Source organism: Nocardia sp. NPDC049526 (assembly GCF_044465765.1).
Classification (GTDB): domain Bacteria; phylum Actinomycetota; class Actinomycetes; order Mycobacteriales; family Mycobacteriaceae; genus Nocardia.
The window spans coordinates 124,776-149,396 of the sequence record NZ_JBITMA010000010.1; the positions used below are offsets into that span (position 1 = coordinate 124,776).

Genomic DNA, 24,621 nt, shown 5'->3' on the forward strand with positions numbered 1-24,621 from the left:
TCGCCTCGGTATCGGCCCGCTCATTCGCGTTCCTTGGCTGCTTCTCGAGCGCGGAGGTCCTCGTGCTCGCGGCGCTCGGGCGGTCTCGGCTGTCCGTTACGCACGCAGCGAGGGCGATGCTGGTTGCGCCGGGTATCAGCCCCCGATTCGCGTTCCGTTCTCGGGATGGAACAGATGTACTGCGGCGGGGTCGTTGACCTGGAGTGTTACCGTTTCGGCGAGTTTGGCCGGGGCACGGCTCGCCGAGCGGGCGACGAAGGTGGCCGGCTCGCCGTCGAGGCCCGTGATCGGAGCGCCCGGTATGCGCGCGTATACATATGATTCGCTGCCGAGTTCCTCGACCAGTTCCACGGTGACCGTGAAACCTGTTCCGTCGCGGCGGAGTTCGAGCTGTTCGGGCCGGATGCCGATGGTCACCTCGTCCAGGCCCGCTTCGGCGAGGCGGGTCATCTGCTCGCGCGGCAATTCCATTGTGGTGCCTGCGATATCGACGCCACCGGAGGTGAGGGGCACCCGGAACAGGTTCATCGACGGTGATCCGATGAATCCGGCGACGAACGCGTTCGTGGGCCGGTCGTAGAGCTCCGCAGGGGTGCTGAACTGCTGCAACCGGCCGTCGCGCAGTACCGCCACCCGGTCCCCCATGGTCATGGCCTCCACCTGGTCGTGGGTGACGTAGACGGTAGTGGTGCCCAGCCGTCGCTGCAGCGCCGCGATCTGGGTGCGGGTCTGCACGCGCAATTTGGCGTCGAGGTTGCTCAGCGGCTCGTCCATGCAGAACACCCGCGGCTCACGCACGATCGCGCGCCCCATCGCCACCCGTTGCCGTTGTCCACCAGACAGTTTCGCCGGTTTCCGGTCCAGATACGGCGTGAGACCGAGCAGTTCGGCGGCCTCGGCGACGCGACGTCTGCGTTCGGCTACCGGCACTTTCATCATCTTGAGGGCGAAACCCATATTCTCCCCGACGGTTTTGTTCGGGTACAGCGCGTAATTCTGGAACACCATGGCGATATCGCGGTCCTTGGACGACACACCGACCATGTCCTGACCGTCGATGCGGATGGAGCCGCCGTCGATCTCCTCGAGGCCTGCGAGCATACGCAACGCGGTGGATTTGCCCGAGCCCGACGGACCGACCAGGACGATGAACTCACCATCGGCGATATCGAGGTCGAGCGAGTCGACCGCGAGCGTCTCCGCGCCCGGATAGACACACGATGCGGAGTCGTAATGGATTGTGGCCATGAGTTTTTCCTTACTTGATGGCGCCGAAGGACAGGCCGCGCACCAGCTTGTTCTGTGCGAGCCAGCCGGCGAGGACGACGGGCAGGGCGCTGAGCACCGCGGCGGCGGACAGCCGCGCCCAGTACAGGCCTTCGCCGGTGATGAAGCCGACCAGGAACACCGGAATCGTCTGTGCCTGTACAGCGGTCAGGTTCACCGCGAAGAAGAATTCGTTCCAGGAGAAGATGACGCAGATCAGTGCGGTGGCGGCGATGCCGGGCGAGACCAGCGGCAGGATCACCTCGCGCACCGCGGTCCACAGACTCGCGCCGTCCATGCTCGCGGCCTCGAGCAGCTCGCCGGGTACCTCCAGGAAGAACGAGCGCATCATCCATACCGCGATCGGCAGATTCATCGCGGTATAGAGGATGACCAGCGCCCAAATGTTGTCCAGCAGACCGATATTGCCGACGATCACATACAGCGGCACGATCGCCGCCACGATCGGCAGCATCTTGGTGCCGATGAAGAACATCAGCGCGTCGCGGGTGTTGCGCACCGGACGCAGCGACAGCGCGAACGCGGCTGGAATCCCCAGGGCCAGAACGAGAATCGTCGACATCCCGGTTGCGAAGGTGGAGTTCAGCAGCGTGGTGCCGATACCGCTGTCGAGGACCGCGGAGAACTGGTCCAGCGTCGGGGTGAAGAACAGCTTGGGCGGATCGGTGTAGGCGTCGCCCTCTTGTTTGAACGCTGTCAGCACCATCCACAGCACGGGGAAGAACATTCCGATGCCGATCACCCAGGCCAGCACACCCCACAGCATCCCGGCCCGGTTGCGCCGACGACGTATCGGAACCTGCTGTGCCGCAGTGGGTTTGTCGGCAAGCGCATGCGCGTTCATGCGGCTTCCTCTTTTCCGGTGAAGGACTTGAACAGCAGTCGCAGCGCGAACGTCGCGACGATGGTGGTGGCGATGACGGTGACGACCCCCATCGCCGCGGCCTGACCGATATCGAAACCGAGGAAAGCGCGCTGATAGATATAGAAGGGCAGATTGGAGCTGGCGATGCCCGGCCCACCCGAGGTCATCATGTACACCGCGTCGAAGGTGTTGACCAGGTAGATCGCCCCCAGCACGGCCCCCAGTTCGATGAACCGGCGCAGATGCGGGAGGGTGAGTTCACGGAAGACCTGCAGTGAGTTCGCGCCGTCGACGCGGGCGGCCTCGACGATATCGCGTGGCATCGATTGCAGCCCGGCCAGGATCAGCAGCATCATGAACGGCGTCCACTGCCATACCAGATCCGCCATCACCGCGGGCAGCGGATACTTGCTCACCCAGTCGATCTGGCCGGCGCCGAACGGTTTCAGTACGAAATTCACCAGCCCGAACACCGGATCCAGCATGGTGGTCTTCCAGATCAGTGCCGCCGCGACGGGAGTCACCAGAAACGGTGTGATCAGCAGGGTACGGACGATGCCGCGGCCGAAGAACGCGCGATCGAGCAGCAGTGCCAGCAGCAGTCCGAGGATCACCGAGATGATGACGGTCCCGACGATCATGATGACGGTGTTGAGCGCCACCTGCCGGAACTGGCTGTCACGGAAGACATCCGCGTAGTTCTGCAATCCGATGAAATGGCGCGATCCCGGCCGGACCAGGTTCCACGATTGCGTCGAGTAGTACAGCGTGAAGACGAACGGCACCTGGGTGACCACGACCATGAAGATCAGGGCGGGTAGCAGCGGACCGCGCCTGCGCCAGCCTTCGGCCCGTGCGAGCCGGTCGCGCCGTGCGCGGATCGGTGGTGGTGCTTCTTCGATGGTCGACTCGGAAGCTGCTGGCGCTGTGGTGGTTTCAGACATGACTACTGGTTTCCTCGATACGACCGGCCGACCGCGTCGGCATATTGCTGGGCTTGGTCGAGTGCGTCATGGACGCTGATCCGACCCGCGACGGCGGCGCTGATCTGCTGGCTCACTCTGGTTCCGAGGTCCTGGAACTCCGGGATGGCGAGGAACTGAATTCCGGTATAGGGCACCGGCGCCACGGTGGGATGTTCCGGATCGGCCCCCTGCATCGACGAGAGCGTCAACGGTCCGTATGCCTTCGACGCCGCGGCGTATTCGGGAATCTGATAGGTCGACATCCGGCTGCCCGGTGGCACATGTGACCAGCCGAGCTTCTCGCCGACCATCTTGATGTAGGGCTTACCGGTCATCCATGAGATGAATTTCCATGCCGCATCGGGCTTTTCACTGGATTGGGGAATCCCCAGCGACCAGGTGTACAGCCAGCCCGAGTTCGGCTTCTGCATGACCGGCGCCGGCGCGTACCCGATCTTGCCGACCACCTTGCTGGATGCGGGATCTTCCAGCACCGAGACCGCCGAGGTCGCGTCATACCACATGGCGGTGTTGCCCTGGGAGAGCTGCGTGGCGCATTCGCTGAATCCGCTGGCGGCCGCACCGGGTTCACCATGTTCGCGCACCAGGTCGATGTAGAACTCGACGGCTCGAACCACTTCGGGACTGTTGAGCTGGGCGTGCCAGTTCTCGTCGAACCAGCGTCCGCCGAAGGTGTTGATCACGGTATTCAACGGTGCGAGCGATTCACCCCAGCCGGGCTTACCGCGCAGGCAGATACCGGAGCGACCACCGGCGGGATCATCGAGTTTCGCGGCGGCCTGGGCGATTTGATCCCAGGTCGGTTCGGCGGGCATGGTCAGCCCCGCCTGTTCGAACAGATCCTTGCGGTACATCAGGAACGAGGATTCGCCGTAGAACGGCACGGAGTACATATCCCCCTGGTAGGACAGGGATTTCTGCAGGGACGGGATGAAATCTTGCGCGTCGTAGCCGGGCGTCTCGCGCTCGTAATTCGACAGGTTGACCAGCCAGCCGTTCTTGGCCCACTGCGGTGTCTCGTAGTTGCTGATCATCACCACATCGAATTCACCACCGTGGGTGGCGACCGAGGCGGTGATCTTGGCGCGGGCCTGATTCTCCGACAGCGAGACGAATTTGAGTTTGATCCCGGGATTTTCGCGTTCGAACTCACCGGACAGGGCGATGGCGTCCTGCATCTGTGAGTTCGAAACCATCGCGATGGTGACGGTGTCGCCGCTGGAGGTGAACGATCCGGCGCCCGCGCAGCCGCCCGCCCCCATCACGGCCGCCACAGCCAGTGCCGCAGCAGCCTTCGCATGGTGTCCATTCATCGGCCAGAACTCTCCTTCTTTTCCAGCAGCCACCGCGCGCACTCGATATCGGTGACGAGAATGGTGGCCAGTCCGCCCCGCAGCGCACCGAGGACGGCTTCGTGCTTGGACTCTCCGCCGGAAATCAGCAGCGAGGTCGGGCAGTCCCGGATCGCGTCGAGTCCGACCGAAACCGTGCGTGCGGCAAGGGATCCCGTGACATCGCTGCCGTCGGCGCGGAAGAACCGGCCGCCGATTTCACCGACCGCGCCCAGTTCGCCCAGTTCGTCGAGGATCGCGGCGTCGAGATAGCTGCCCTCGAACAAAGTGGTGGCGGTGGAGACCGGTCCGACACCGAACATCATGACGTCGGCATCTCGCCCCAGAGCCATGGCGCGGCCGAGTAACGAATCCTGCTCCAGCGCGGTCACGGTCGCCGGATCCGCGTAGAGCGGCGCGTGCAACCGAACAGGGGTGGCCTGCAGCTGAACGGCGCAGCGGCCGAGTGTGTAGTCGACGCCGGTCTGGTAGTCACCCGAGGTCATCGAACCGTCCAGCTGGACAACGGTCGCGCACCGGGCCGACTTCGTCCACAGTTCATGCGCGACCGCGATAGTGTCCGGGCCCCAGGTGAATCCGAGAGTGTCCGTCGGCCGTAGCCGACGGTTCAGAACACCGACCGCGGCGCGGCCGAACGGGAGCAGGCTCGCCTGGGATCGATCGGGCACTTCCCCGAGCACCACCGCTTCGGTGAGCCCGAACCTTGCCTCCAGCTCGCTCTCGACATCGGCGTGCACGGCCGAGCGGAGCTCGTCCGGCACATTGATCTCGATGCGCACCAGCCCCTGCGCCCGGGCACGGGCGATGAGCCGTCCCGCGGTCGGACGGGAAACACCCAGCTTGGCGGCAATTTCCGCCTGTGTGGCGCCCTCGAGGTGATAGAGCTGTGCAGCCCGCAACGCCAACCGGACATCGTCCGGATTTCCCGGCCGGGACGCTTCGGTAGCCACTGCGCTCCTCATCGATGCCTGATCATCTGCTCAGTAGGTGAGCTATTGTTCAAGAGGCTACCATCGGAGTGTGACGCACACAACAGTCGAAGGGTCGTTATGAACGGGGCCACAACCACGGCACTACGTGCCGACACGATCGACGGGCTCGCCCCGGAAGTTTCGGTGCCGACCTACGACCGCACCCGGATCCGCACCGGAATAGTCCATTTCGGTGTCGGCGGGTTCCATCGCGCCCATCAGGCGATGTACATCGATCGACTACTCGAGCAGGGCCGCGCGACCGACTGGGGGATCTGCGGAGTCGGAGTGCTGCCCGCCGATCGGCGCATGCGCGATGTGCTGGCGGCGCAGGATGGCCTGTACACCCTGTCGGTCACCGAGCCGGACGGTACCTGGCGGACCCGCGTGATCGGCTCGATCATCGAATACCTTTATGCGCCAGACGATCCGGAAGCGGTGATCGAGAAGCTGGCCGATCCGGCAACCCGAATCGTCTCACTCACCATCACCGAGGGCGGATACAACTTCTCCGCGACCACCGGCGAATTCGACGCTGCCGACCCGGCGATCAGGGCCGATCTCGCGCCGGACGGTCTGCCCCGCACCGTATTCGGACTCGTGACCGAGGCGCTGGTGCGTCGCCGGGCGCGGGGCATCGCGCCGTTCACCGTCATGTCGTGCGACAACATCGAGGGCAACGGGCATATCGCGCAGGCTACCTTCGGGGCGTTCGCGCGGCTGCGTGATCGTGAGCTCGGTGATTGGGTCGAGCGTGCGGTGCGCTTCCCCAACTCGATGGTCGATCGCATTACGCCGGTGACACCCGCCGAGGCGGCCGCCGAGCTCTCGCGCCGCTATGGCCTGGAGGATCGGTGGCCGGTGGTGACCGAGCCGTATACCCAATGGGTGCTGGAGGATTCGTTCACCCTCGGCCGTCCCGACTTCGATGACGTCGGGGTCCAGCTCGTCGCCGACGTCGCACCGTATGAGCTGATGAAATTGCGCTTGCTCAACGCGAGCCACCAGGCACTCGCCTATCTGGGATATCTGAGCGGCTACCGCCTCGTGCACGAAGCGGTACAGGATCCGGACTTCCGCCGATTCCTGTTGCGCTACATGGACCGTGAGGCGACACCCACCCTGCGCCCGGTGCCCGGCGTCGACCTGAACCGCTACAAACACACCCTCATCGAACGGTTCTCCAACCCCGCGATCGGCGACACCATCGCCAGACTGTGCGCCGAGTCGTCGGACCGCATCCCGAAATGGCTGCTGCCGGTCATCCGTCAGCAGCTCGACACCCGCGACGGATCCGGCGAGATCGACTGTGCCGCAACAATCGTCGCCGGTTGGGCGCGCTACGCCGAAGGCGTCGACGAGCACGGCGAGCCGATCGAGATCATCGACCGGCTCCGCGACCAGCTGACACCGCTGGCCCGCCGCCAGCGCGACGACCCCACCGCATTCCTCAGCGACAGAACAGTATTCGGCGATCTGATCGACCAACCCCGATTCCTCGACGTCTATGTCACGGCATTGCGTGCACTGCATGATCGTGGCGCCCACGCGACAGTGGCCGAGTTGGCCCGCGACGAAAGGCAGTGACACTATGCGCTCAGCGGTCCTCGAAGCCGCCGGAAAGATCGCGATCGAAGAACGTGCCGTGCCCGAACCGGGTCCGGCCGAAGTGCTCATCAAGGTCAGCGCGGTGGGCGTATGCGGCTCCGACGTGCACTACTTCGAGCACGGTCGGATCGGCCATCACATCGTCGACCAACCGTTGGTGCTCGGCCACGAAGCCTGCGGTGAGGTGGTCGGATTCGGCACCGGCGCGCGACACCATCACCTCGGGCAACGAGTATCGATCGAGCCCGGGATACCGGACTTCACCTGCCGCCAATGCCGGGCAGGCCGCTACAACCTGTGCCCGGACATGCGCTTCTTCGGCACACCTCCGGTCGACGGCGCATTCTGCGAATACGTGGTGCTGCACCAGGAATTCGCCCATCCGGTACCGGATTCACTGACCGACGAGGCGGCCGCCCTGCTCGAACCACTGTCGGTCGGCGTATGGGCATGCCGTAAAGGTCGGGTGAGTGCGGGCGACCGGGTGCTGGTCAACGGCGCGGGCCCGGTCGGACTCGTCACCGCACAGACCGCGCTGGCTTTCGGCGCATCCGAGGTCGTGATCACCGATGTGAACCCGCAGCGGCTGGCGCTGGCGATCGAATTGGGCTGCACGCAAGCGGTGGACGTCGGCGGTACCGCACTGCGCGACATCGGATTCGAACCGAATGTCCTCCTGGAATGCTCCGGACACCCTCGGGCAATCAACGACGCGATACGCACTGTGGCCAGAGCCGGACAGGTGGTGCTGGTCGGCATGGGCGGCGACGATATTCCACTCCCCCTGCCCTACCTTCAGGAACACGAACTCGAGCTGACCGGAACGTTCCGCTACGCGAACACCTGGCCAACCGCGATCGACCTCGCCGCCACCGGACGAGTCGATCTCGACCGCCTGGTCACCGGCCACTTCGGCCTCGACGAAGTGGCCGCAGCATTGACCATCGGCCGCGACGACCACAGCTCGATCAAACCTATTGTGCTACCGGGTAGATAACCTGCCACCAGACCGAGTCGACACCCGGCGGAACGACTTCCGCCGAACCTGACCACTCATAAGCAGACCCAGTGTCATGGAGTTCTTTCTACCGTGCGCATCGTGTCGCGACTGGGGATCGAGGTCCGCATCAGTCGCACCGAGTGCCTGCCGCCGTCAAGCGCCGAAGAACCAGCGCTTACGCGGCGGTGGCTGATCAGCGCACGAACACCGCTGGGCCTTCGGCACATCGCCGAGCACTCGCTCGACGTGATTACCGCACCCTGAGTAGCTCGGCTTGCCGCACTTCCGGCAGACGATTCGTTGACACATTACTTATTCCTTCTCTGGCAAGGTTTCTCTGTCTTGAACTACCGAGTCTGGACCGAGACGGCGTCCCGCCAGGTTCGGTATCCGCCGTCGAGGTTGACCGCGTCCCGGCCGAGCTGGGACAGCAACCGCGTCGCACTGTTGCCACGCTGCCCGACCTGGCAGAAGACCAGGACCGGACCAGCCGGGATCTCAGTCGCTCGATCGCGGAGTTCGTCCAGGGGTATGTTGCGTGCGCCGGGAATGGAGCCGTCCGCGAACTCCTCGGGCGAGCGAACGTCGACCACGTGTGAGCCCATCGCGAGCGCCTCGTCGATCTCATACCACTGCATTGTGCGCAGCGCGCCGGTGCGCAGATTGTCGGCCATGTACCCGAGCATGTTCACCGGGTCCTTCGCCGAACCGAACTGCGGAGCGTAGGCGAGTTCCAGATCCATCAACCGCGAGGCCGCAAGACCACCGGTCATCGCGGTGGCCAGCACGTCTATGCGTTTGTCGACGCCGTCTGCGCCTACGGCCTGCGCGCCGAGGATTTGGTCGGTGTCGGGATCGACGAGCAGTTTCACCGACATCGCGCGAGCACCCGGGTAGTAGCCGGCGTGGGCGAGCGGGTGTGAATGCAGGACGCGGAACCGACGCCCCGCGGCGCTCAGCCGCTTTTCGCTCCACCCGGTCATCGCCGCGGTCAGGTCGAAGATCCCGACGATCGCGGTGCCCTGCGCGGGCGGGTCGGTGACCGGCAATCCGGCGATCACGTCGGCGACCAGCCGGCCCTGCCGGTTCGCCGCATTCGCCAGCGGGACCAGCATCGACTGCCCGGTCACCGCATCCTTCTTCTCGACCACGTCGCCGACGGCATAGATGTGCGGCACCGAGGTACGCAGCCGATCATCGACCACGATGCCTGCGCCGGAACCGATTTCGAGGCCGGCGTCGCGGGCGAGCGCGCTCTCCGGGCGTACGCCGATCGCGATGACCACCAGGTCGGCAGGCACGACTCGCTGATCGGACAGGGTCACCGTCTCGGCGTCGATACCCATCAGCTCCGCCCCCAACTCCAACCGGACCCCATGCGCGCGCATCTCGGCGGCGACGGGCGCGGCCATCTCGACGTCCAGCGGTGACAGCACCTGCGGGGCGCGCTCGACCACGGTGGTCGAAATCCCCCGCCGCACAAGATTTTCGGCCATCTCCACACCGATGAATCCCGCGCCGACGACCACCGCGGACCGCACGTCGGCCACCGCCTCGGCCAGTCGGTCCACATCCGCGACATCGCGCAGCACCAAGGCGCGCTCGACACCCGGCAGCGGCGGCACGATCGCCCCGGCGCCGGTGCTCAATACCAATTCGTCGAAGGGCTCGGCGTATTCGCGACCGGAGTCCAGTTCACGCACGGTGACGGTCCGACCGTCGGGGTCGAGCGCCACTACCTCGTGACGCACTCGCACATCCAGTCGGAACCGCGCCGCCAGCGACTCGGGCGTTTGCAGCAGCAGCGATTCCCGTTTCGGGATCACCCCGCCGACGTAGTAGGGCAGACCGCAATTCGCGAACGACACATGGTCACCGCGTTCGATGACGACGATTTCGGCTGATTCCTGCAGCCTTCGCAGGCGGGTCGCCGCCGACATGCCACCGGCCACTCCGCCGACGATCACAACTTTCATCATCTGCCTCCCAGCGGGCCACGGCACCGATTGTGTCGGATGCCATTCCTCCCGGTCATATACCCCTAGGGGTATCTTCGGTTCGAAGGCGAATATACCCCATGGGGTATGACGGGAGAATTGTGATGACCGACTCTTCGGCGGTTTCCCGGCACTCGACACCTCGCCATCGGTCCGATCCAGCGGGGTATCGGGCAGGCTCGGGGCAGCGATGGCCGGGCGCGCCCTCAGCTAGAGCCGGGGCGCTTGTGCTGCTACGCAACGCCGAAAAAGTCGGTGAGATTCGGGGTTTCACGACCGCGTTGGCGCCGGCAAGCCGCTGACCACCCACAATCCAGGAAAGATCGTGGATCACCGCCAACCAGCATGGACGCGTCCATAAAGACATCGGTGCCGCGCATCCGTTTGCACAGAATTAACGTAGAGAGCACACGATCGCGGCCGACGGCGCCCCGCCGACCACTAACCTCAATGACACGTCTTCGACACCGACGTCGGCATCACCGCAAGAGCGGAGCGGCTCGAACGGTTCTCAGCGCCCACAGATATCGACAGACCATAAATGCGGCGCGGCACTATCACCGCCGATTGAGCTGAATCGGCAGTCTGTCCTGAAACCAGCGACAACGGGGAGTCCTCATGTCCCACGCCGACCTGAAACCCGCCCGCCACCTCGACATCCGCATCGTGACACCAGGCCAAATCGCCTCCGACACATCCGCTGAACCAGCGACACCGCAAAGAATTCCGCTATCTGGTGAGAACGGGCCGTCCCGGCAACTCAGCTCGCTCGACGTCCTGCTGCTCGATGCCGAATCACCCACCATGCTGCTCCACGTCGGGTCGGTCACACTGCTGGAACCACCCACCACAGGTCGCGCACTGGACGTCACGGCGCTGCGGCGGTTGATCGCGAGCCGACTACATCTGATCGCGCCCCTGAGGTGGCGATTACGCACCGTCACGCTGGGCCTGGACCTTCCCTATTGGGAAGACAGCGACACCATCGACCTCGGATATCACGTGCGCGATACGCGCCTGCCCGAAGGTTCGACCGACGTGGCGCTGGCCGATCTCGCCGCCCGTCTACACGCACAGCCCCTCGACCGAAATCGACCACTATGGGAATGCCACCTCATCTCAGGGTTGACCGACGGCCGCCAAGCCATCTACACCAAGGTGCACCATGCCCTGATCGACGGCGTGTCGGGGGCCGAGGTCATGGCCGCGCTCTTCGATATCGTGCCCGACTCCCAGTCCGTACCGCCACCGCCTGACGGGCTTCGATTGGGACGAACCCCCAATCCCGCCGAAATACTCGGCCGCGGCATCGCACACACGGTGACCCGCCAGGCCGATCGGATGCGCCTGCCACTGCGCCTGGGACCGACGCTGCCGAACACACTCGCCGACATACGCAAAACCAATCCCACGCTGCTGGGCAACGGTCCCAACGGCACCGACCGGTCCTACGCCTTCGTCTCGCTATCACTCGACACCGTCAAACAAGTCAAGAACAGCTTCGGCGGCACCGTCAACGACGTGGTAATGACCTTGTGCACCACCGCATTTCGCCGCTGGCTACACGACCACGACACACCGGCCGACGACCCGGCCGTGGCCGCGATCCCGGTATCAGTGCGCACCCAAGAGCAACTCGGCACCGCAGGCAACCAGTTCTCGATCATGCTGTGCGAACTACCCATCGGCGAACCCGACCCACAGCACCGCATGAAACTCACCCACGCCGCAATGCTGGCCGCGAAAGACCACTTCCACACCACCCCACCGAACCTGCTCCACTACGCCACCGCGGCCCTACCCCAGATCCTGCACGGCCTGGCCACCCGCCTACTCCTGCGTATTGCCGCCCCCGCACTCCCCCTGGCCAACATGATCGTCTCCAACGTGCCCGGACCGCAGATACCGTTGTACGCCGCAGGATTTCGAGTGGCAGGCAGCTACCCCATCTCCGTACTCACCGACCTATCCGGCCCACTCAACATCACCGTCATGTCCTACAACGGCCACCTCGACTTCGGCATCCTCGCCAGCACCGACACCATCCCCGACGTCTGGAAAATCGCCACCTACCTCCAAGACGCACTCACCGAACTAGCTCAATAGCCGCTCACTCGCAGCTACTGTCTCCGCAGGTCGATCTCTGTGGTTGGCACATGTGTCTTCCGGAGCGGCGTCCCGCGCGACCACCACAGTGGCTCGCGCGAGACAACACCTGCCTTGCCGGCTTATGGCGCGGTAGCAGCCGGTTCGGCGGCCGGGTAGTAGATCTCACGCCGCAACCGCTCCAAGTCCGGCGCTGCGGAAGCGGTCTGCGCGTACCGATCGGTCCGATTCACCCAGAACGCCATGTTCGTCAAGTTTCCATAGATCAACGCGTATTCCTTCCGCTGACCCGACAGGCCGGGAAGCATACGCAGGAGCACGGGGACGTAGCGGATCAGCGCCTCGAGCTGGGCGCGATGCTCGGCCACCTGGCGCTGCACCTGCTCCACGGCTTCGCGGCGGGTGCAGCCGGTCTCGTGACGCACCGCCCGCACCAGGTTGTAGGGGATTTGGTCGGCCTCGTCCTGGTCCAACCCCACCAGGTCGTTCTCCACGAAGGTCACCCAGAAAGCGAGTTCCTCGAGACGGCGGATCACGGGGTGGTTACGCAGCTTCGACGGCAGTTCCCGGTCGTGATACACCTCCATGCAGGCGAGGGCGGTTTCGATTCCGCTGGTCGACATCCGCAGCGGCAGATAGTCGGCCACGGAGGGGATGTAGCCATTGATGCGATGGTGCGCTTCACGTTCGGCGGCTTCGAACCACTCCTCGATGCTGTCGAGGAACCGCTCCTGCCAGCGGGTGGTCCGGCCCTCGCGCAGGCGCGGCCACAAACTCGCCCACGCCGTCGCGATCGCACCGGGCCGCCACGGCGTCTGCGGGTCCTGACGCAGCATCGCCACCATGCCCCGCCTCAGCGCCGTCACGGCTTCCGGGTCCCTCAACTGCGGATCCTCGAAGAGGTCATCCCACACGACGGACAGCATCGCCATGCCGGTGGCAGTTCGTTCACGGACACCGTCCGCTGGGGCCAAGATCTCTGCCGCCCCGAACCGCAGCGCTCCTGCCCATCGGTGGTGGTCATCGAATTCGGCCAAGGAACGGACGAGGCCGGTATCCGCCATCCAGCTCCGCACCCATCCTGTGAGCTCCTGCGGGAGCCCATAAGTCTGGGCCTCGGGTGGCTGTGTCGCCTGCGGAGGAACCGCGCGCAGCGTAGTTCGCCGATCGAGTACGGACCGTGCGTAGGCGGTCATCGCCTGGCGGACGCTCGGGTGAGCAGGCAGGGCGGCGAGTTGACCGGCAGCCCGGTCCATGAATTCATCGGCCATCGCCTGCGCTTCGTCCACGGCGCCGGAGGCGATGACGAGTTCACGGGCACGTGCGACTTGCTCACCCGTCATCGCTCTGCGCAGCAGGCGGGCCAGGTCCCCGTCGCGGGCAGCCGCGCGGATCACGGGAAGGGTGTAGATCCCCTCGGACAGATCCGTGTTGACAGGTTTGCCCATCTCTTCGGCGGTCGAGGTCAGGTCGAAGATGTCGTCGTACAGCTGGTAGGCCAGCCCGAAGTATCGGCCGAACTGTGCCAGCGCCTCTTCCTGATCCTCCGGCCGACCGGCCTGCATCGCGCCCACCCGGCATGCCAGCGAAAGCAGCACCGCCGTTTTGCCATCGATCGCGTCCAGGTAGGACTGCTCGCTGCGGGAGGCGGCGTAGAGGTCGGCGGCCTCGATCACCATGCCTTCGCACATCTGCTCACTGGCGATCGCCCCCGCGAGAACCTCGCGCTGGCCGAGTTCGGCCAGTATGCGCGTGCCCGAGGACGTCACGGAATCTCCACCTAATACAGCCATGTGCGATCCCCACACCGCGTTGGCGTTGGGGTTGCCTCGGCGCTGAAAGGCGTGATCGATGACGTCGTCGTGGTAGAGCGAGCCCAGGTGCAGCAGCTCCATGGCGGCAGCGGCGCGCACAGCGCGGTCGGCGGCCGGGGCCGCAGGATCGGCGAGCAGGTAGTACGACAACAAGGTCAAGGTGGGACGGACCAAGCGGCGAGAGGTGTCGGGCCCTTCGTCGGTGAGTGCGGTCAGTTCTGGCCTGCCCCGGAACTGCACGGGGCCGAGAACGTCACGGACGCGGTCCAAGTCCGCCTCCAGATGTGGGAAGACAGCGGAATCGATTTCACGTGGCACGCGGGCACTCCTGACTGGTTACATCGGTCATCTACGACACCGCCGATCAATGGCAATCGACCCCAGCATCACGCGGAAGATGTTGGTATCGGCCAGTTTTGATGTCACCGCAGCCTCAGCCCGGTAGCTTCGATGATATCCGAATCATGCCGCTCACAACGTGCCTGTACCAGCCCAAAGACGTTGTGGCACACGCACCTCCGATAGATTCCTTCGATCGGGGTGGGCTGCTGAACCGCATGCGGACCTGATAGCCCGAACTCGCTGAGATACTCGACTCCCGCGCACCGCGAACTGCGTTTGCCGAGCATGCCTACCGTCGGTTCCGGTGCCCAAGTGCCTGGCAATAGCCTGGTGCTGTGGATGGCGGGAAGGTTTGATGAGCTCGATGGGTCGGACGGCGACTCGGGGCCCCGGCGCCGCGGTCGCCCACGGCAGCTGAGTCTGGCGCGGATCGCTTCTGCCGCACGGAAAGTGGCGCCGGAGGCGCTGACGATGCAGGCTGTCGCAGACGAGCTCGGCGTCGATCCCAAAGCCCTCAACTATTACGTTGGAGATCGAGACGGTCTGCGGGAATTGGTGGCGTTGGATATTTTCGAGTCCGAGTTGGCTCGGGTCACATTGCCGGTCGATCGCGCGTGGCAGGATGTCGCGTTCCTGTACGCGACAGCGTTGCGGGATGCGGTGTGAAGGTCGACGTCTGGGCGACCTCGGTCCATCTCCACGGCGTCCGCGGACTGGGAACCCTGAGGCCTGTCGAGCGCGTGCTCGAGGCATTGGTGGGTGCAGGATTCGACACCGATGACGCACGTGCCGCCCTCACCTTGATCACCGAGACGGGCTTCTCCTCTGGGCTGAGCGCTTTACTCATCGCTCACACCATGTGCATCCGGATACTCCCGAGGTGATCAGTGCGTTGCAGGCCGCGGACGAGCACGATCTTCCTGTGCTGCGTGAAGTCGTGGCCGGACGTCAGGATGATGACCAGCTCGAGTTCAAGATCGATGTGATCTTGGTGGGGCTGGAGCATGTGCTGCTTCGGAAACGGCCTTCTCTGTAGCCGGATCACGAGGATGAGAGCGACCGGGGTCGCCGTGCACGGCGTTGTGTCGCAACGGTAGAGGCCCGTGGCAGGTTCGAAATCGGCCGGTTTCCAGGCCTCGGCCGTCGCCTGCTCGAAATCGAAGCGGCCACACGACCGGAAATCCGGTGTGCCACTGTTTCTTTACCATGGTGCGCACGACATCTGGATCCCCATCGAAACCGCCCACTCGCGGATTTCATGGTCCTCGGACATATCTTGACTGCGATGCCACCGATCCACGCGATCGCCGCGGTCGTCGCGGCGGCGCCGGGCATCGCGACCTATAACGATCTGCCGCTGACACTCCCTCGCGCCATCGCAGCACGGGCCTGAAATATCGCCGGATATTCGGGCGAGGGGAAGCAGAATCCGCTGCCGTCGCACGTTCAGTTCGAGGTCATGTGAGATCTCGAGCCGGACGTCGTCTTCATCCAAGACGTGGGTGATGCGGGGCATCGGTGCGGATCGGTGTTCCAGACGACTTCACCTCGGGTTCCGGGGCGCGGGCATTCCTGCGCATCACCGCGGCGAACCGGCTTGCCGAAGGGATCGGCGGTTCACCGTTCCGGGACGAACTCAGCGAACAAAGGACACTTCGGGGGTACGAGCGATGAGAAGGCGCCGCACCTTGCCGTCCGCATCGAGCTGTGCGGTGGCGTTGAAGGAAGCCTCGAACGCACCGCCACGGGTTGTCCGACCGAGTACGAACTCGCAATCGCCCACCACCGCACCGGTGTCGATGTGATGGACCAGCGTGCTCTTCTCGCGCTGCGCCAAGTAGCCGACCAACCCCTCGCGGTCTCCCACGAATTCGGCGGACTGCCCGGCACCTTTGGAGAACTGCACCGACATCGCGAAGTCGCCCGAGATCATGCCCAGCACGCGATCGGGGTCGTCCGAATCCATGTATTCGAACCACCTGGCCAGCACCGGTGGCGCCGCAATCGTCATCCGAGCCCTCTCTCGACGTCGAAACCTGTTGGTATCAGCGCGAATTCGGCGCTGAATGCTACCTGGTAGCGATCGATCAGCCCGTCGGCATCGATATGCATCGCGCCGACGAAGTAGCCGGTTGTCGTCACCTCGTTCTCGGTGACGGCGCCGTGCGCGAACTCCACACCATTGTCGGCGGCCACCCGCAACAGCCGGTGCTTTCGGTTCACCTTCGGCCGGCCCTCCAGGTACTCGAGCATGGCCGCGCGGCCGTGTCCGAGGTTCACTCCAGTGGGGAGCAGCATCGCGAACTGGACGTCTTCGGCGAGTAACGCCACCGCGTCGTCCAGCCGCCCGCTGTCCAAGGTTGCGTAGTAGCCCTCGATGGCCAAATTCATGAAATGAACTTAGTTCAGTATCGCCCTTCTTGTCCAGGCTTCGGCGCGATACTCTCGAACTATCAAACTGAACTCAATTTAGGTAGGTTAGATGTCCGCATCCGCAATAGAAATGCCATGGCCCCGCACGGATCCACCTGCGCTGACACCCGGACCGGAGCAGTCGGAGCTGCGCGCGGCCATCCGCGGCCTACTCGCCAAACACAGCGGAATCGAGCAGGTGCGAACGGTCGCTTCCACCGAACTCGGCTATGCACCACAGCTGTGGAAAACACTGGTCGACGAAATGTCGGTGACCACGCTGGCAGTCCCCGAAGGCCGCGGCGGCCTGGGCTACGGGATGGTCGAGATGGGGATCGTGCTCGAAGAATGCGGGCGCGCGCTCGCATGCGAGCCGGTGTACACCTCGGCAGTCCTCGGCGTCCACGCATTGCTCTCGGCGGATCCCATCCAGGACGCGGACCTGCTCGCCGGAGTTCTCGACGGAAGCCTGCTGGCGACGGTCAGCGCCTTGTCCGCCACCACCGATCACGTACGTGCGGAGTCGACGCCGACCGGGTGGCTGTTGCACGGCACAGCGACCCACCTGATGAGCGGCGGAAATGCCGATGTGGCCGTTGTTTCGGCGCAATGTCCGGACGGCCGCCGCCTGTTCGCTACTCAACCGGGCGCATCACTCGTCCGAACCGAGCGTCGAGTACTCGACCCCACGCGCCGTCGAGCCGATCTCACCTTCGATCGATGTCCAGCGATCGCGCTCACCGACGTCGATGCCGCCGAGGCGACCGCCGCGCGGCTGGGCGAGCTGGCAACGCTGGCGCTGGCATGTGAGAACACCGGCATTGTCGACCGCCTGCTCGAAATGACCGTGGAGTACGTGCAGACCCGGCACCAGTTCGGTCGCCCCATCGGCTCGTTCCAGGCCGTCAAACATCGGCTTGCCGATCTGCTGGTCACTCTCGAACGCGCTCGATCGGCCTCCCGGTATGCGGCGGCTATTTATGCGCAGGATCCGGGATCGGCCTCGTTGGCCGTGGCGGTCGCCGGCGCCGTGTGCACCGATGCGGCGGTGCACACGGCGGCAGAAGCGATCCAGTTGCACGGTGGCGTCGGTTTCACCTGGGAACACCCCGCCCACTCCTACTTCCGCAGGGCAATGGGAAACGAAGCGCTACAGGGTGATTCACGTGCGCACAGAGCGCGCATCGCCACCCTGCTCGGTATCTGAACCAACCAACGGCGCCGGCGCTGCTGTTGACGCGGAGCGGTCGGCTAGGTAAAACTGAATTGAATCCAGTTCAAGTTCAAGAAAGAGGTTCGAGATGGTGGACACCGACCACATCGTGTTGGAGAAGGACGGTGACGTCGCACGCGTGTGGCTCAACCGCCCGCACAAGAAGAACGCCGTCACCGTCGAACTTCTGCACCGACTCGACGAAATCATCGTCGAGGTCGACAACGACCCGGAGCTCAAGATCCTCGTGCTACGCGGCCGCGGCAATACGTTCTGTTCAGGCTTCGACCTGGACGAACTGCTCGCCAACTACGTCGGCAGCACCAACGCGATGGATGTCGCGGTGCTCTCGGCCAAGGTGTGCGACCGCCTGTACTCGATGAACACGCCGTCCCTGGCGGTCCTCGAGGGTCATGTGACGGCCGGCGGATTCGAGCTGATGATCTCCTGCGACTTCGCTGTCGCATCCGAGGACGCGCTGATCGGCGACTTCCACATTCGCCGTGCGCTTTTCGGTGGCGCGGGTCCGATCTACCGGTTGCCCCGCATGATCGGTATCCGCAAGACCAAGGAACTGATGCTGACCGGAAAGCTGCTGTCCGGCAAGCAAGCCGTGGACTTCGATCTGATCAACGCTTCGGCGCCCGCGGCCGAACTCGACGACCTGGTCGCCGAGTTCATCGCACCGATCGTCGACAAGAGCCCGTTCACCATGAAGCTCACGAAGATGACCATCGACCGCGGCCTGGATGCGGACATCCAATCGCTCATGGTGATGGAGCATCTCGCGGTGGGCAATGCCCTGCAGTCCGAGGACGCACGCGAGGGCGTGAACGCATTCCTCGAGAAGCGCGAACCGAAGTGGGTCGGTCGCTGAACGACGCCGCTCCATACGACTCGAAGAGGAGATCGACATGGGTGAGCACGCAACGTCGGTACTGGAAGGTAGCCGGTGCACGGTCTGTGACACGGTCGCATATCCGGCGACCACCATGTGCGCACGATGCGTGCAGCCGACGGCCATCGCAATGGAGTTGAGCACGCGGGGCGTGGTGTGGGCCTACACCGTGCAACGGTTCCCACCGAAGTCACCACCGTATATCCCTCCTGCCGAAGGCTTTTCCCCATTCGCGGTGGGCTATGTCGAACTTCCGGAAGGTATTCGCATTCAAGCAATCCTGGAATGCGAGGACTTCACCGAGTTGGACCGGGCACCGGTGCATCTTGTCGGCACCGCACCGGTGCCCCGGTTCGCGGTCGTTCCACAACAAAGAGAAGCGCAGTGACACAAACAGTTTCGATCATCGGAGCCGGGCTGTCGAAGTTCGGCAGGCAGCCCGGCATCACCGGCCGTCAGATGGCGGTCAGCGCGATCGCCGCCGCGCTCGACGATGCCGGGGTGACCTGGCCCGACATCGAGGTCGCCTTCGGCGGTAGCGACGGTTCGGGACTCGCCGACACCCTCGTCGCCGAACTCGGTTTCACCGGAATACCTTTCAGCAATGTGAAGAATGGCTGCGCCACCGGTGGCAGCGCACTGTTCTCGGCGGTCAATGCGGTCCGTTCCGGAACCGCCGAAATCGCGCTGGCGGTCGGATTCGATAAACACCCGCGCGGTGCCTTCGATCCGACACCCGTCGAATGGGGACTGTCCGAGGGATACGGTTCGGCCGGGCTCATGGTCACCACGCAGTTCTTCGGCGCCAAGATCGGCCGATATATGCGCGAATACGGGATTTCCGGCACGACCTTGGCGAAGGTTGCCGAAAAGGCGTATCGAAACGGCAGCCTGAACCCGAATGCCTGGCGACGTGAAGCGATCTCGGCCGACGAGATCGCCGCCACCGATATGGTGAACGACCCGTTGACGCGATACATGTTCTGCTCCCCGGGCGAGGGCGGGGCCGCCGTCATCGTCGCCACCGAGGCCGCCGTCCGGCGACTCGGCGGTCGCCCGGTCCGGTTGCGGGCGATCAGCCACCGCACCCGCCGATTCGGCTCTTTCGAAGTATTCAGCCCGGCCGTCCAAGGCGGGGGCGAACCGACCAGCGTCAGCGCCGACGCGGCCGCGGCCGCCTTCGAACAGGCCGGCATCTCCCCCGCCGATGTCGACGTCGCGCAATTACAGGACACCGAGAGCGGTGCCGAGATCATGCATATGGCCGAATGCGGCTTCTGCGAGCACGGCGAACAGGAGTCGATGATCGCGGCAGGCGACACCGAGATCGGCGGGCGGCTTCCGGTCAATACCGACGGTGGCTGCATCGCCAACGGCGAACCCATCGGCGCATCCGGTCTGCGCCAGGTGCACGAGATAGTCACCCAGTTGCGTGGCGAAGCCGGGTATCGGCAGGTACCCGGAGCGCCGCAGGTCGGCTTCACGCACGTGTACGGGGCGCCCGGGATCAGCGCCTGCACCGTGCTTTCGGTGTGAGATGACAATACGTTTCGAGGTGAATCAGTGACCACACAGACACTTCCCGACCTCGTCCGCTTCACCGATGAGGCCCTCGCCTGGTTGAGCAGTGTGGCAGCTCCCCGGGCGGAATCGGTCTGGGGTTCGGGTTCGGATTCGGTAGCCGTTTTCGAGAGCTGGAGCGCCGAGGAGGAACGCGCGCATACCGACCGGATCCGCGAGTACGAGCGCGCCAAATTCGACGCGGGCTGGGGCGCACTGAACTGGCCCGAGACCTACGGCGGCCGCGGTCTGCCGCTGTCGTACGTCCTTGCTTTCCGGCGCGCCGAAGCGGACTTCGATGTGCCGCGACGCACCGAGATGTTCTCGGTGACACAACAACTGGTCGCTCCCACTATCGAGCAGTGGGGCACCGACGAGCAGCGGTCACGCTATGTCCGGGCCATGCTGCGCACGGATATCATTGCCTGCCAATTGTTCTCGGAAACCGAGGCCGGTTCCGATCTGGCAGCGGTACGGACGCGCGCCGTCCGATCCACCGATGGCACGTGGACGCTCGACGGCCACAAGGTGTGGACCTCGGGCGCGCGGGTGTCCGATATCGGCGTCGCCGTGTGCCGAACCGATACCGCGGCAGCGAAACACGCCGGGCTCACTGTCTTCCTGGTGCCGATGACCACACCCGGGGTGACCGTTCGCCCGATCCGGCAGATGACCGGTGGCAGCTCGTTCAACGAGGTCTTCCTCGATGGTGTCCGACTCGACGACAGCTACCGGCTCGGACCGGTGGGGCAGGGCTGGCCGGTAGCGCTCACCGTATTGGCCGCCGAACGCCTCGACGGCGGCAACCTCGGTCTGGCGAACGCGGATCAGGCGGTGGCGCTGGCCCAGCATCTCGGACGGGAGCTGACCGAGATCGAACGCGATAAGGTCGCCGACCTCGTGATACGCAGCTATCTACAGCGAATCGGCAATATGCGGGTGGCGGGCGCCGTCGTCGCGGGCAAGGACCCGGGACCGGAGGCCTCGATCGGGAAACTACTGGCCACCGACACGATGGCTCGCACGTCCGAGGTGGTGCGCCTGCTACTCGGGCGAGACCTCACCGTGGATTCCGGTCGCTGGGGAACCTTCGCGTGGGCCGAGCACATTCTCGGCGCACCCGGCTATCGGATCGCCGGGGGAACCGACGAGATTCAGCACAACATCATCGCCGAGCGAGTTCTCGGACTACCGAGGGAGCCACGCCCATGAGTTCAGGTAGCGATTCCGCGGGGGGTCGGGCGACGGGTGGGCACGGCAACCTCGAACAACGCGTCCGTACCCGGTTGCAGGCGGACCTCGACGTCCTGGTCACCGCATTCGAACCGCTGCTCGGCGGACATTCCGGCTTGACGTACCGGGTGCGAACGACCGGCGGCGACTTCGTGGTCAAGGCAGTTCCCGAAGGACAGCAGGCCATCGGCCGACACGACATGCTGCGGCAGGCCCGGATCATGCAGGCCTTGGCGCACACGCCTGTTCCCGTACCAGGCATCGTCGCGGTCGACGACGTCGAACCCGCCTGGTTCGCCATGGAATTCGTGGCCGGGCAGGCATTGGAACCGGTACTGGACGATCCGGCCGTCGAACCCGGCTTGGCCGCGGCCCGGATGCGGCGTGCCGCGGAAATTCTGCCGCGCCTGCACGCGATAGATCCGAACACCGTGCCCGGTGTGCAAGCGCCACTCACGCCGGGCGACGAGCTCGCCCGCTGGGCACGCACCCTCGGCGCGGTCCCGCCCGACCTTGTCGCCGGTGGCGACCGACTGCTCGAACTGCTCGGCCGGACCACCCCCGAACCGACCGCACCGACACTGGTACATGGTGATTACCGCCTCGGAAACATCATCTCCGACGGCGTCGAACCGGTCGCGTTGATCGATTGGGAGATCTGGAGCGCCGGCGACCACCGGGTCGAATTGGGCTGGTTTCTCGTCTTCGCCGATGGCTGCAACTTTCCCGGCGTCGGCCGGGACGTGCCCGGGCTGCCTTCGGCGCAAGAGCTGGCCGACCTGTACGTCGGCGACGGGCCCGCGCTCACCGATATGACGTGGTTCGACGCGCTGGGCCGCCTCAAGATGGCGGCGATCATGGGCCATAACCTGCGCCGCCATCGCGAAGGTCGGCACTACGACCCCGATCAGGAAAAGCTGCCCGCCACCATCAACCGCCTGATCGAGACCGGAACCGCGCTACTCGCCGGTTGATATCGACCGCACCAGTTCAGGAGCCGCACTGTGGATTTCTCCTACTCCCCCCGCACGCAGGATCTGCTCGGCAAACTCGAATCCTTCATGGACGAGTACGTCTATCCCGCGGAGCAGGTGTTCGACGCCCAGATCGCGGCGAACGACAACCCCCATGAGCAGCCGCAGGTCATGCGAGATATGCAGGTCAAGGCCCGCGAACTAGGGCTGTGGAATCTGTTCATGACCCACGACGGCCTCGGCGCCGGACTCACCAATCTGGAGTACGCGCCACTGGCCGAGGTAGTCGGTCGATCCATCATCGGCAACGAAGCCATCAATTGCTCGGCCCCAGACACCGGCAATATGGAAATTCTGGCCATGTACGGGACCGAGCAACAGCGCCGGCTTTGGTTGAAACCATTGTTGGACTGCACTATTCGCTCCGCATTCGCGATGACCGAACCCGCGGTGGCCAGCTCCGACGCCACCAACATCACCTCCACCATCGTCCGTGACGGCGACGAGTACGTCCTCAACGGCCGCAAGTGGTACACCTCCGGCATTCTCGACCCGGACTGCAAACTCATCATCTTCATGGGCAAATCGGATCCGCAGGCACCGACATATCGCCAGCAGAGCATGATTCTGGTCCCCCGTGACACCCCGGGAATCGAAGTGCTGCGCGATCTCCCGATGTTCGGCTTCCGTGACCGGCTCGGCCACGGTGAAGTCCAGTTCACCGATGTCCGCGTCCCGGCCGAGAACATGCTCGGCGCCGAAGGTGACGGATTCGCCATCGCCCAGGGCCGGTTGGGACCGGGTCGAATGCACTACGCGATGCGCGCCATCGGCATGGCCGAGCGGGCGCTCGACATGATGTGCCAACGCTCCCTGAAGCGCATCGCATTCGGCGGTCCACTGGCCGATCGCGGGGTCGTACGCGAGTGGATTGCCCGCAGCCGCATCGAGATCGACCAGATCCGGCTGCTCGTCCTGAAGTCGGCCTGGCTCATCGACAACTACGGCAACGCGGCCGCTCGGTCGGAAGTCGCCGCCATCAAGGTTTCGGCGATGGAGGTGGCGCACACCGTCGTCGACCGCGCGGTGCAGACCTACGGTGCCGCCGGCGTCAGTGACGACACCGTCCTGGCCCGCCTGTACGCCATCACCCGGGCACTGCAGATCGCCGACGGTCCCAACGAAGTACACCTGCGTACCATCGCCCGCCTCGAATTGAAGAAGCACAAATGAGCACAACGGAATTGACCGGAAAGGTCGCCTTGGTCACCGGCGCCAGCCGCGGCCTCGGACTGGCGATCGCGCGCGGACTACGGGACGCGGGCTGCACGGTTATCGTGTCCAGCCGCAAACGCGACGCCTGCGAGCAGGCCGTTGCCGCACTCGGCGACGGCGAAGGGCCGGGCAGCGCGCACCCGTTCGAATTGCATGTGGGCAAGTGGGATTCGATCGAACCAGCCGTGGATCGGATCATCGCCGATTTCGGCAGTCTCGATATCGTCGTGAACAACGCTGGTATCGCACCGCTGGCCGACAATCTGCTGTCGGTCTCGGAGGGATTGTGGGACAAGACCATCGAGGTCAACCTGAAGGGCCCGTTTCGCCTGATGGCGGTTGCCGGTGCCCGGATGGCCGCCGCCGGTGGCGGGTCGATCATCAATATCTCGAGTATCGGGGCGGTCCGGCCGAGTCCGCCCGAGGCGATGTACGCGGCGGCCAAGAACGGGCTCAACGCATTGACCATGGCGTTCGCTCAGGAGTACGCGCCGACTGTGCGCGTCAACTGCGTGATGCCGGGTGGATTCGCGACGGATATGGCCGAGAACTGGGATGAGGAGTTCGTCGGGAAGATCATCGATCGCCTGCCCGCGGGCCGGCTGGGGCGGCCGGAGGAAATCGCCGGTCTGGTAACCCATTTGGCGAGCGCTGCCGCCGGTTACACCACCGGTGCGATCATCCCGGTCGATGGCGGCCGGACCGCGGTGTACTGACATGCGAAACGA

22 protein-coding genes and 1 pseudogene are annotated in these 24,621 nt (G+C 64.7%); 14 read left to right on the forward strand and 9 right to left on the reverse strand.

Annotated features, from left to right (window positions below; translation table 11 throughout):
- Positions 1-135: 135 nt before the first annotated feature.
- The 5 genes from ACIBW7_RS29565 to ACIBW7_RS29585 form a co-directional block, all read right to left on the reverse strand.
- Positions 136-1,248: an ABC transporter ATP-binding protein gene (locus tag ACIBW7_RS29565; RefSeq protein WP_397051926.1), complete on the reverse strand. Its 1,113-nt coding sequence runs from the start codon at positions 1,246-1,248 to the stop codon at positions 136-138.
- 10 nt (positions 1,249-1,258) lie between these two features.
- Positions 1,259-2,053, reverse strand: a complete 795-nt coding sequence (locus ACIBW7_RS29570; protein WP_245567124.1) for a carbohydrate ABC transporter permease — start codon at positions 2,051-2,053, stop codon at positions 1,259-1,261.
- Positions 2,054-2,127: 74 nt separating this feature from the next.
- The gene (locus ACIBW7_RS29575) at positions 2,128-3,096 is read right to left on the reverse strand and encodes a carbohydrate ABC transporter permease (protein WP_397051928.1); all 969 of its coding nucleotides are present in this window, start codon (positions 3,094-3,096) and stop codon (positions 2,128-2,130) included.
- A gap of 2 nt (positions 3,097-3,098) precedes the next feature.
- Entirely contained in the window at positions 3,099-4,451 is a 1,353-nt protein-coding gene (locus ACIBW7_RS29580; protein ID WP_397051930.1) for an ABC transporter substrate-binding protein, read from the reverse strand.
- Complete coding sequence (locus tag ACIBW7_RS29585; RefSeq protein ID WP_397051932.1) at positions 4,448-5,452, reverse strand: sugar-binding transcriptional regulator; 1,005 nt, start codon at positions 5,450-5,452, stop codon at positions 4,448-4,450. Before ACIBW7_RS29585 ends, ACIBW7_RS29580 begins: the two co-directional genes overlap by 4 nt.
- 87 nt (positions 5,453-5,539) lie before the next feature.
- On the opposite strand from ACIBW7_RS29585, the gene ACIBW7_RS29590 reads away from it, so the two are divergent.
- Together ACIBW7_RS29590 and ACIBW7_RS29595 are read left to right on the forward strand one after the other, a co-directional pair.
- Entirely contained in the window at positions 5,540-7,048 is a 1,509-nt protein-coding gene (locus ACIBW7_RS29590; RefSeq protein WP_397051934.1) for a mannitol dehydrogenase family protein, read from the forward strand.
- Positions 7,049-7,052: 4 nt separating this feature from the next.
- Entirely contained in the window at positions 7,053-8,066 is a 1,014-nt protein-coding gene (locus ACIBW7_RS29595) for an NAD(P)-dependent alcohol dehydrogenase (RefSeq protein ID WP_397051936.1), read from the forward strand.
- Between the two features lie 350 nt (positions 8,067-8,416).
- On the opposite strand, the gene ACIBW7_RS29600 is transcribed toward ACIBW7_RS29595, so the two are convergent.
- Positions 8,417-10,048, reverse strand: coding sequence for an FAD-dependent oxidoreductase (locus tag ACIBW7_RS29600; RefSeq protein WP_397051938.1), 1,632 nt, complete (start codon positions 10,046-10,048; stop codon positions 8,417-8,419).
- 636 nt (positions 10,049-10,684) lie between these two features.
- Here ACIBW7_RS29600 and ACIBW7_RS29605 point away from each other — a divergent pair.
- Positions 10,685-12,172 carry a wax ester/triacylglycerol synthase family O-acyltransferase gene (locus ACIBW7_RS29605; RefSeq protein ID WP_397051940.1) on the forward strand — a complete coding sequence of 496 codons (1,488 nt, stop codon included), beginning with the start codon at positions 10,685-10,687 and terminating at the stop codon, positions 12,170-12,172.
- A gap of 122 nt (positions 12,173-12,294) precedes the next feature.
- Here the strand turns inward: ACIBW7_RS29605 and ACIBW7_RS29610 are convergent, their stop codons facing one another.
- Positions 12,295-14,304 (reverse strand): polyprenyl synthetase family protein, encoded by a 2,010-nt coding sequence (locus ACIBW7_RS29610; RefSeq protein WP_397051942.1) that lies wholly within the window; start codon positions 14,302-14,304, stop codon positions 12,295-12,297.
- Between the two features lie 495 nt (positions 14,305-14,799).
- Between ACIBW7_RS29610 and ACIBW7_RS29615 the strand changes: the two genes are divergently transcribed.
- From ACIBW7_RS29615 to ACIBW7_RS29625, 3 genes and pseudogenes are all read left to right on the forward strand, one after another.
- Positions 14,800-14,994, forward strand: coding sequence for a hypothetical protein (locus tag ACIBW7_RS29615; RefSeq protein ID WP_397051944.1), 195 nt, complete (start codon positions 14,800-14,802; stop codon positions 14,992-14,994).
- 214 nt (positions 14,995-15,208) lie between these two features.
- Positions 15,209-15,364, forward strand: a complete 156-nt coding sequence (locus tag ACIBW7_RS29620; RefSeq protein ID WP_397051946.1) for a hypothetical protein — start codon at positions 15,209-15,211, stop codon at positions 15,362-15,364.
- Positions 15,365-15,574: 210 nt separating this feature from the next.
- A pseudogene (locus ACIBW7_RS29625) lies at positions 15,575-15,721 on the forward strand (dihydrodipicolinate reductase); the annotation flags it as partial.
- 243 nt (positions 15,722-15,964) lie between these two features.
- Here the strand turns inward: ACIBW7_RS29625 and ACIBW7_RS29630 are convergent.
- Together ACIBW7_RS29630 and ACIBW7_RS29635 are read right to left on the reverse strand one after the other, a co-directional pair.
- Positions 15,965-16,339, reverse strand: coding sequence for a hypothetical protein (locus ACIBW7_RS29630; protein ID WP_397051948.1), 375 nt, complete (start codon positions 16,337-16,339; stop codon positions 15,965-15,967).
- Entirely contained in the window at positions 16,336-16,719 is a 384-nt protein-coding gene (locus ACIBW7_RS29635; RefSeq protein ID WP_397051950.1) for a nuclear transport factor 2 family protein, read from the reverse strand. Before ACIBW7_RS29635 ends, ACIBW7_RS29630 begins: the two co-directional genes overlap by 4 nt.
- Positions 16,720-16,810: 91 nt before the next feature.
- On the opposite strand from ACIBW7_RS29635, the gene ACIBW7_RS29640 reads away from it, so the two are divergent.
- The 8 genes from ACIBW7_RS29640 (at position 16,811) to ACIBW7_RS29675 (ending at position 24,609) form a co-directional block, all read left to right on the forward strand.
- Positions 16,811-17,947 carry an acyl-CoA dehydrogenase family protein gene (locus ACIBW7_RS29640; RefSeq protein WP_397051952.1) on the forward strand — a complete coding sequence of 379 codons (1,137 nt, stop codon included), beginning with the start codon at positions 16,811-16,813 and terminating at the stop codon, positions 17,945-17,947.
- A gap of 94 nt (positions 17,948-18,041) precedes the next feature.
- Complete coding sequence (locus ACIBW7_RS29645) at positions 18,042-18,830, forward strand: enoyl-CoA hydratase/isomerase family protein (protein WP_397051954.1); 789 nt, start codon at positions 18,042-18,044, stop codon at positions 18,828-18,830.
- A gap of 37 nt (positions 18,831-18,867) precedes the next feature.
- The gene (locus ACIBW7_RS29650) at positions 18,868-19,239 is read left to right on the forward strand and encodes a Zn-ribbon domain-containing OB-fold protein (RefSeq protein ID WP_397051956.1); all 372 of its coding nucleotides are present in this window, start codon (positions 18,868-18,870) and stop codon (positions 19,237-19,239) included.
- Positions 19,236-20,387, forward strand: a complete 1,152-nt coding sequence (locus ACIBW7_RS29655) for a thiolase family protein (protein WP_397051958.1) — start codon at positions 19,236-19,238, stop codon at positions 20,385-20,387. Before ACIBW7_RS29650 ends, ACIBW7_RS29655 begins: the two co-directional genes overlap by 4 nt.
- A 27-nt stretch (positions 20,388-20,414) precedes the next feature.
- Positions 20,415-21,623, forward strand: a complete 1,209-nt coding sequence (locus ACIBW7_RS29660) for an acyl-CoA dehydrogenase family protein (RefSeq protein WP_397051960.1) — start codon at positions 20,415-20,417, stop codon at positions 21,621-21,623.
- Positions 21,620-22,618 carry a phosphotransferase family protein gene (locus tag ACIBW7_RS29665; RefSeq protein WP_397051962.1) on the forward strand — a complete coding sequence of 333 codons (999 nt, stop codon included), beginning with the start codon at positions 21,620-21,622 and terminating at the stop codon, positions 22,616-22,618. The genes ACIBW7_RS29660 and ACIBW7_RS29665 overlap by 4 nt, the downstream gene beginning before the upstream one ends.
- Before the next feature lie 30 nt (positions 22,619-22,648).
- Entirely contained in the window at positions 22,649-23,851 is a 1,203-nt protein-coding gene (locus ACIBW7_RS29670; RefSeq protein ID WP_397051964.1) for an acyl-CoA dehydrogenase family protein, read from the forward strand.
- Positions 23,848-24,609 carry an SDR family NAD(P)-dependent oxidoreductase gene (locus tag ACIBW7_RS29675; protein ID WP_397051966.1) on the forward strand — a complete coding sequence of 254 codons (762 nt, stop codon included), beginning with the start codon at positions 23,848-23,850 and terminating at the stop codon, positions 24,607-24,609. The genes ACIBW7_RS29670 and ACIBW7_RS29675 overlap by 4 nt, the downstream gene beginning before the upstream one ends.
- The last annotated feature ends 12 nt before the right edge of the window (positions 24,610-24,621 follow it).

Bases quoted from the DNA above. Each gene is read 5' to 3' on its own strand.
- ACIBW7_RS29605 (WP_397051940.1), top strand. From the start codon at position 10,685: ATGTCCCACGCCGACCTGAAACCCGCCCGCCACCTCGACATCCGCATC.
- ACIBW7_RS29675 (WP_397051966.1), top strand. From the start codon at position 23,848: ATGAGCACAACGGAATTGACCGGAAAGGTCGCCTTGGTCACCGGCGCC.
- ACIBW7_RS29665 (WP_397051962.1), top strand. From the start codon at position 21,620: ATGAGTTCAGGTAGCGATTCCGCGGGGGGTCGGGCGACGGGTGGGCAC.
- ACIBW7_RS29650 (WP_397051956.1), top strand. From the start codon at position 18,868: ATGGGTGAGCACGCAACGTCGGTACTGGAAGGTAGCCGGTGCACGGTC.
- ACIBW7_RS29580 (WP_397051930.1), bottom strand. From the start codon at position 4,451: ATGAATGGACACCATGCGAAGGCTGCTGCGGCACTGGCTGTGGCGGCC.
- ACIBW7_RS29570 (WP_245567124.1), bottom strand. From the start codon at position 2,053: ATGCTGTGGGGTGTGCTGGCCTGGGTGATCGGCATCGGAATGTTCTTC.
- ACIBW7_RS29640 (WP_397051952.1), top strand. From the start codon at position 16,811: ATGTCCGCATCCGCAATAGAAATGCCATGGCCCCGCACGGATCCACCT.
- ACIBW7_RS29575 (WP_397051928.1), bottom strand. From the start codon at position 3,096: ATGTCTGAAACCACCACAGCGCCAGCAGCTTCCGAGTCGACCATCGAA.
- ACIBW7_RS29630 (WP_397051948.1), bottom strand. From the start codon at position 16,339: ATGACGATTGCGGCGCCACCGGTGCTGGCCAGGTGGTTCGAATACATG.
- ACIBW7_RS29600 (WP_397051938.1), bottom strand. From the start codon at position 10,048: ATGATGAAAGTTGTGATCGTCGGCGGAGTGGCCGGTGGCATGTCGGCG.
- ACIBW7_RS29585 (WP_397051932.1), bottom strand. From the start codon at position 5,452: ATGAGGAGCGCAGTGGCTACCGAAGCGTCCCGGCCGGGAAATCCGGAC.
- ACIBW7_RS29595 (WP_397051936.1), top strand. From the start codon at position 7,053: ATGCGCTCAGCGGTCCTCGAAGCCGCCGGAAAGATCGCGATCGAAGAA.
- ACIBW7_RS29645 (WP_397051954.1), top strand. From the start codon at position 18,042: ATGGTGGACACCGACCACATCGTGTTGGAGAAGGACGGTGACGTCGCA.
- ACIBW7_RS29635 (WP_397051950.1), bottom strand. From the start codon at position 16,719: ATGAATTTGGCCATCGAGGGCTACTACGCAACCTTGGACAGCGGGCGG.
- ACIBW7_RS29565 (WP_397051926.1), bottom strand. From the start codon at position 1,248: ATGGCCACAATCCATTACGACTCCGCATCGTGTGTCTATCCGGGCGCG.
- ACIBW7_RS29590 (WP_397051934.1), top strand. From the start codon at position 5,540: ATGAACGGGGCCACAACCACGGCACTACGTGCCGACACGATCGACGGG.
- ACIBW7_RS29615 (WP_397051944.1), top strand. From the start codon at position 14,800: ATGCAGGCTGTCGCAGACGAGCTCGGCGTCGATCCCAAAGCCCTCAAC.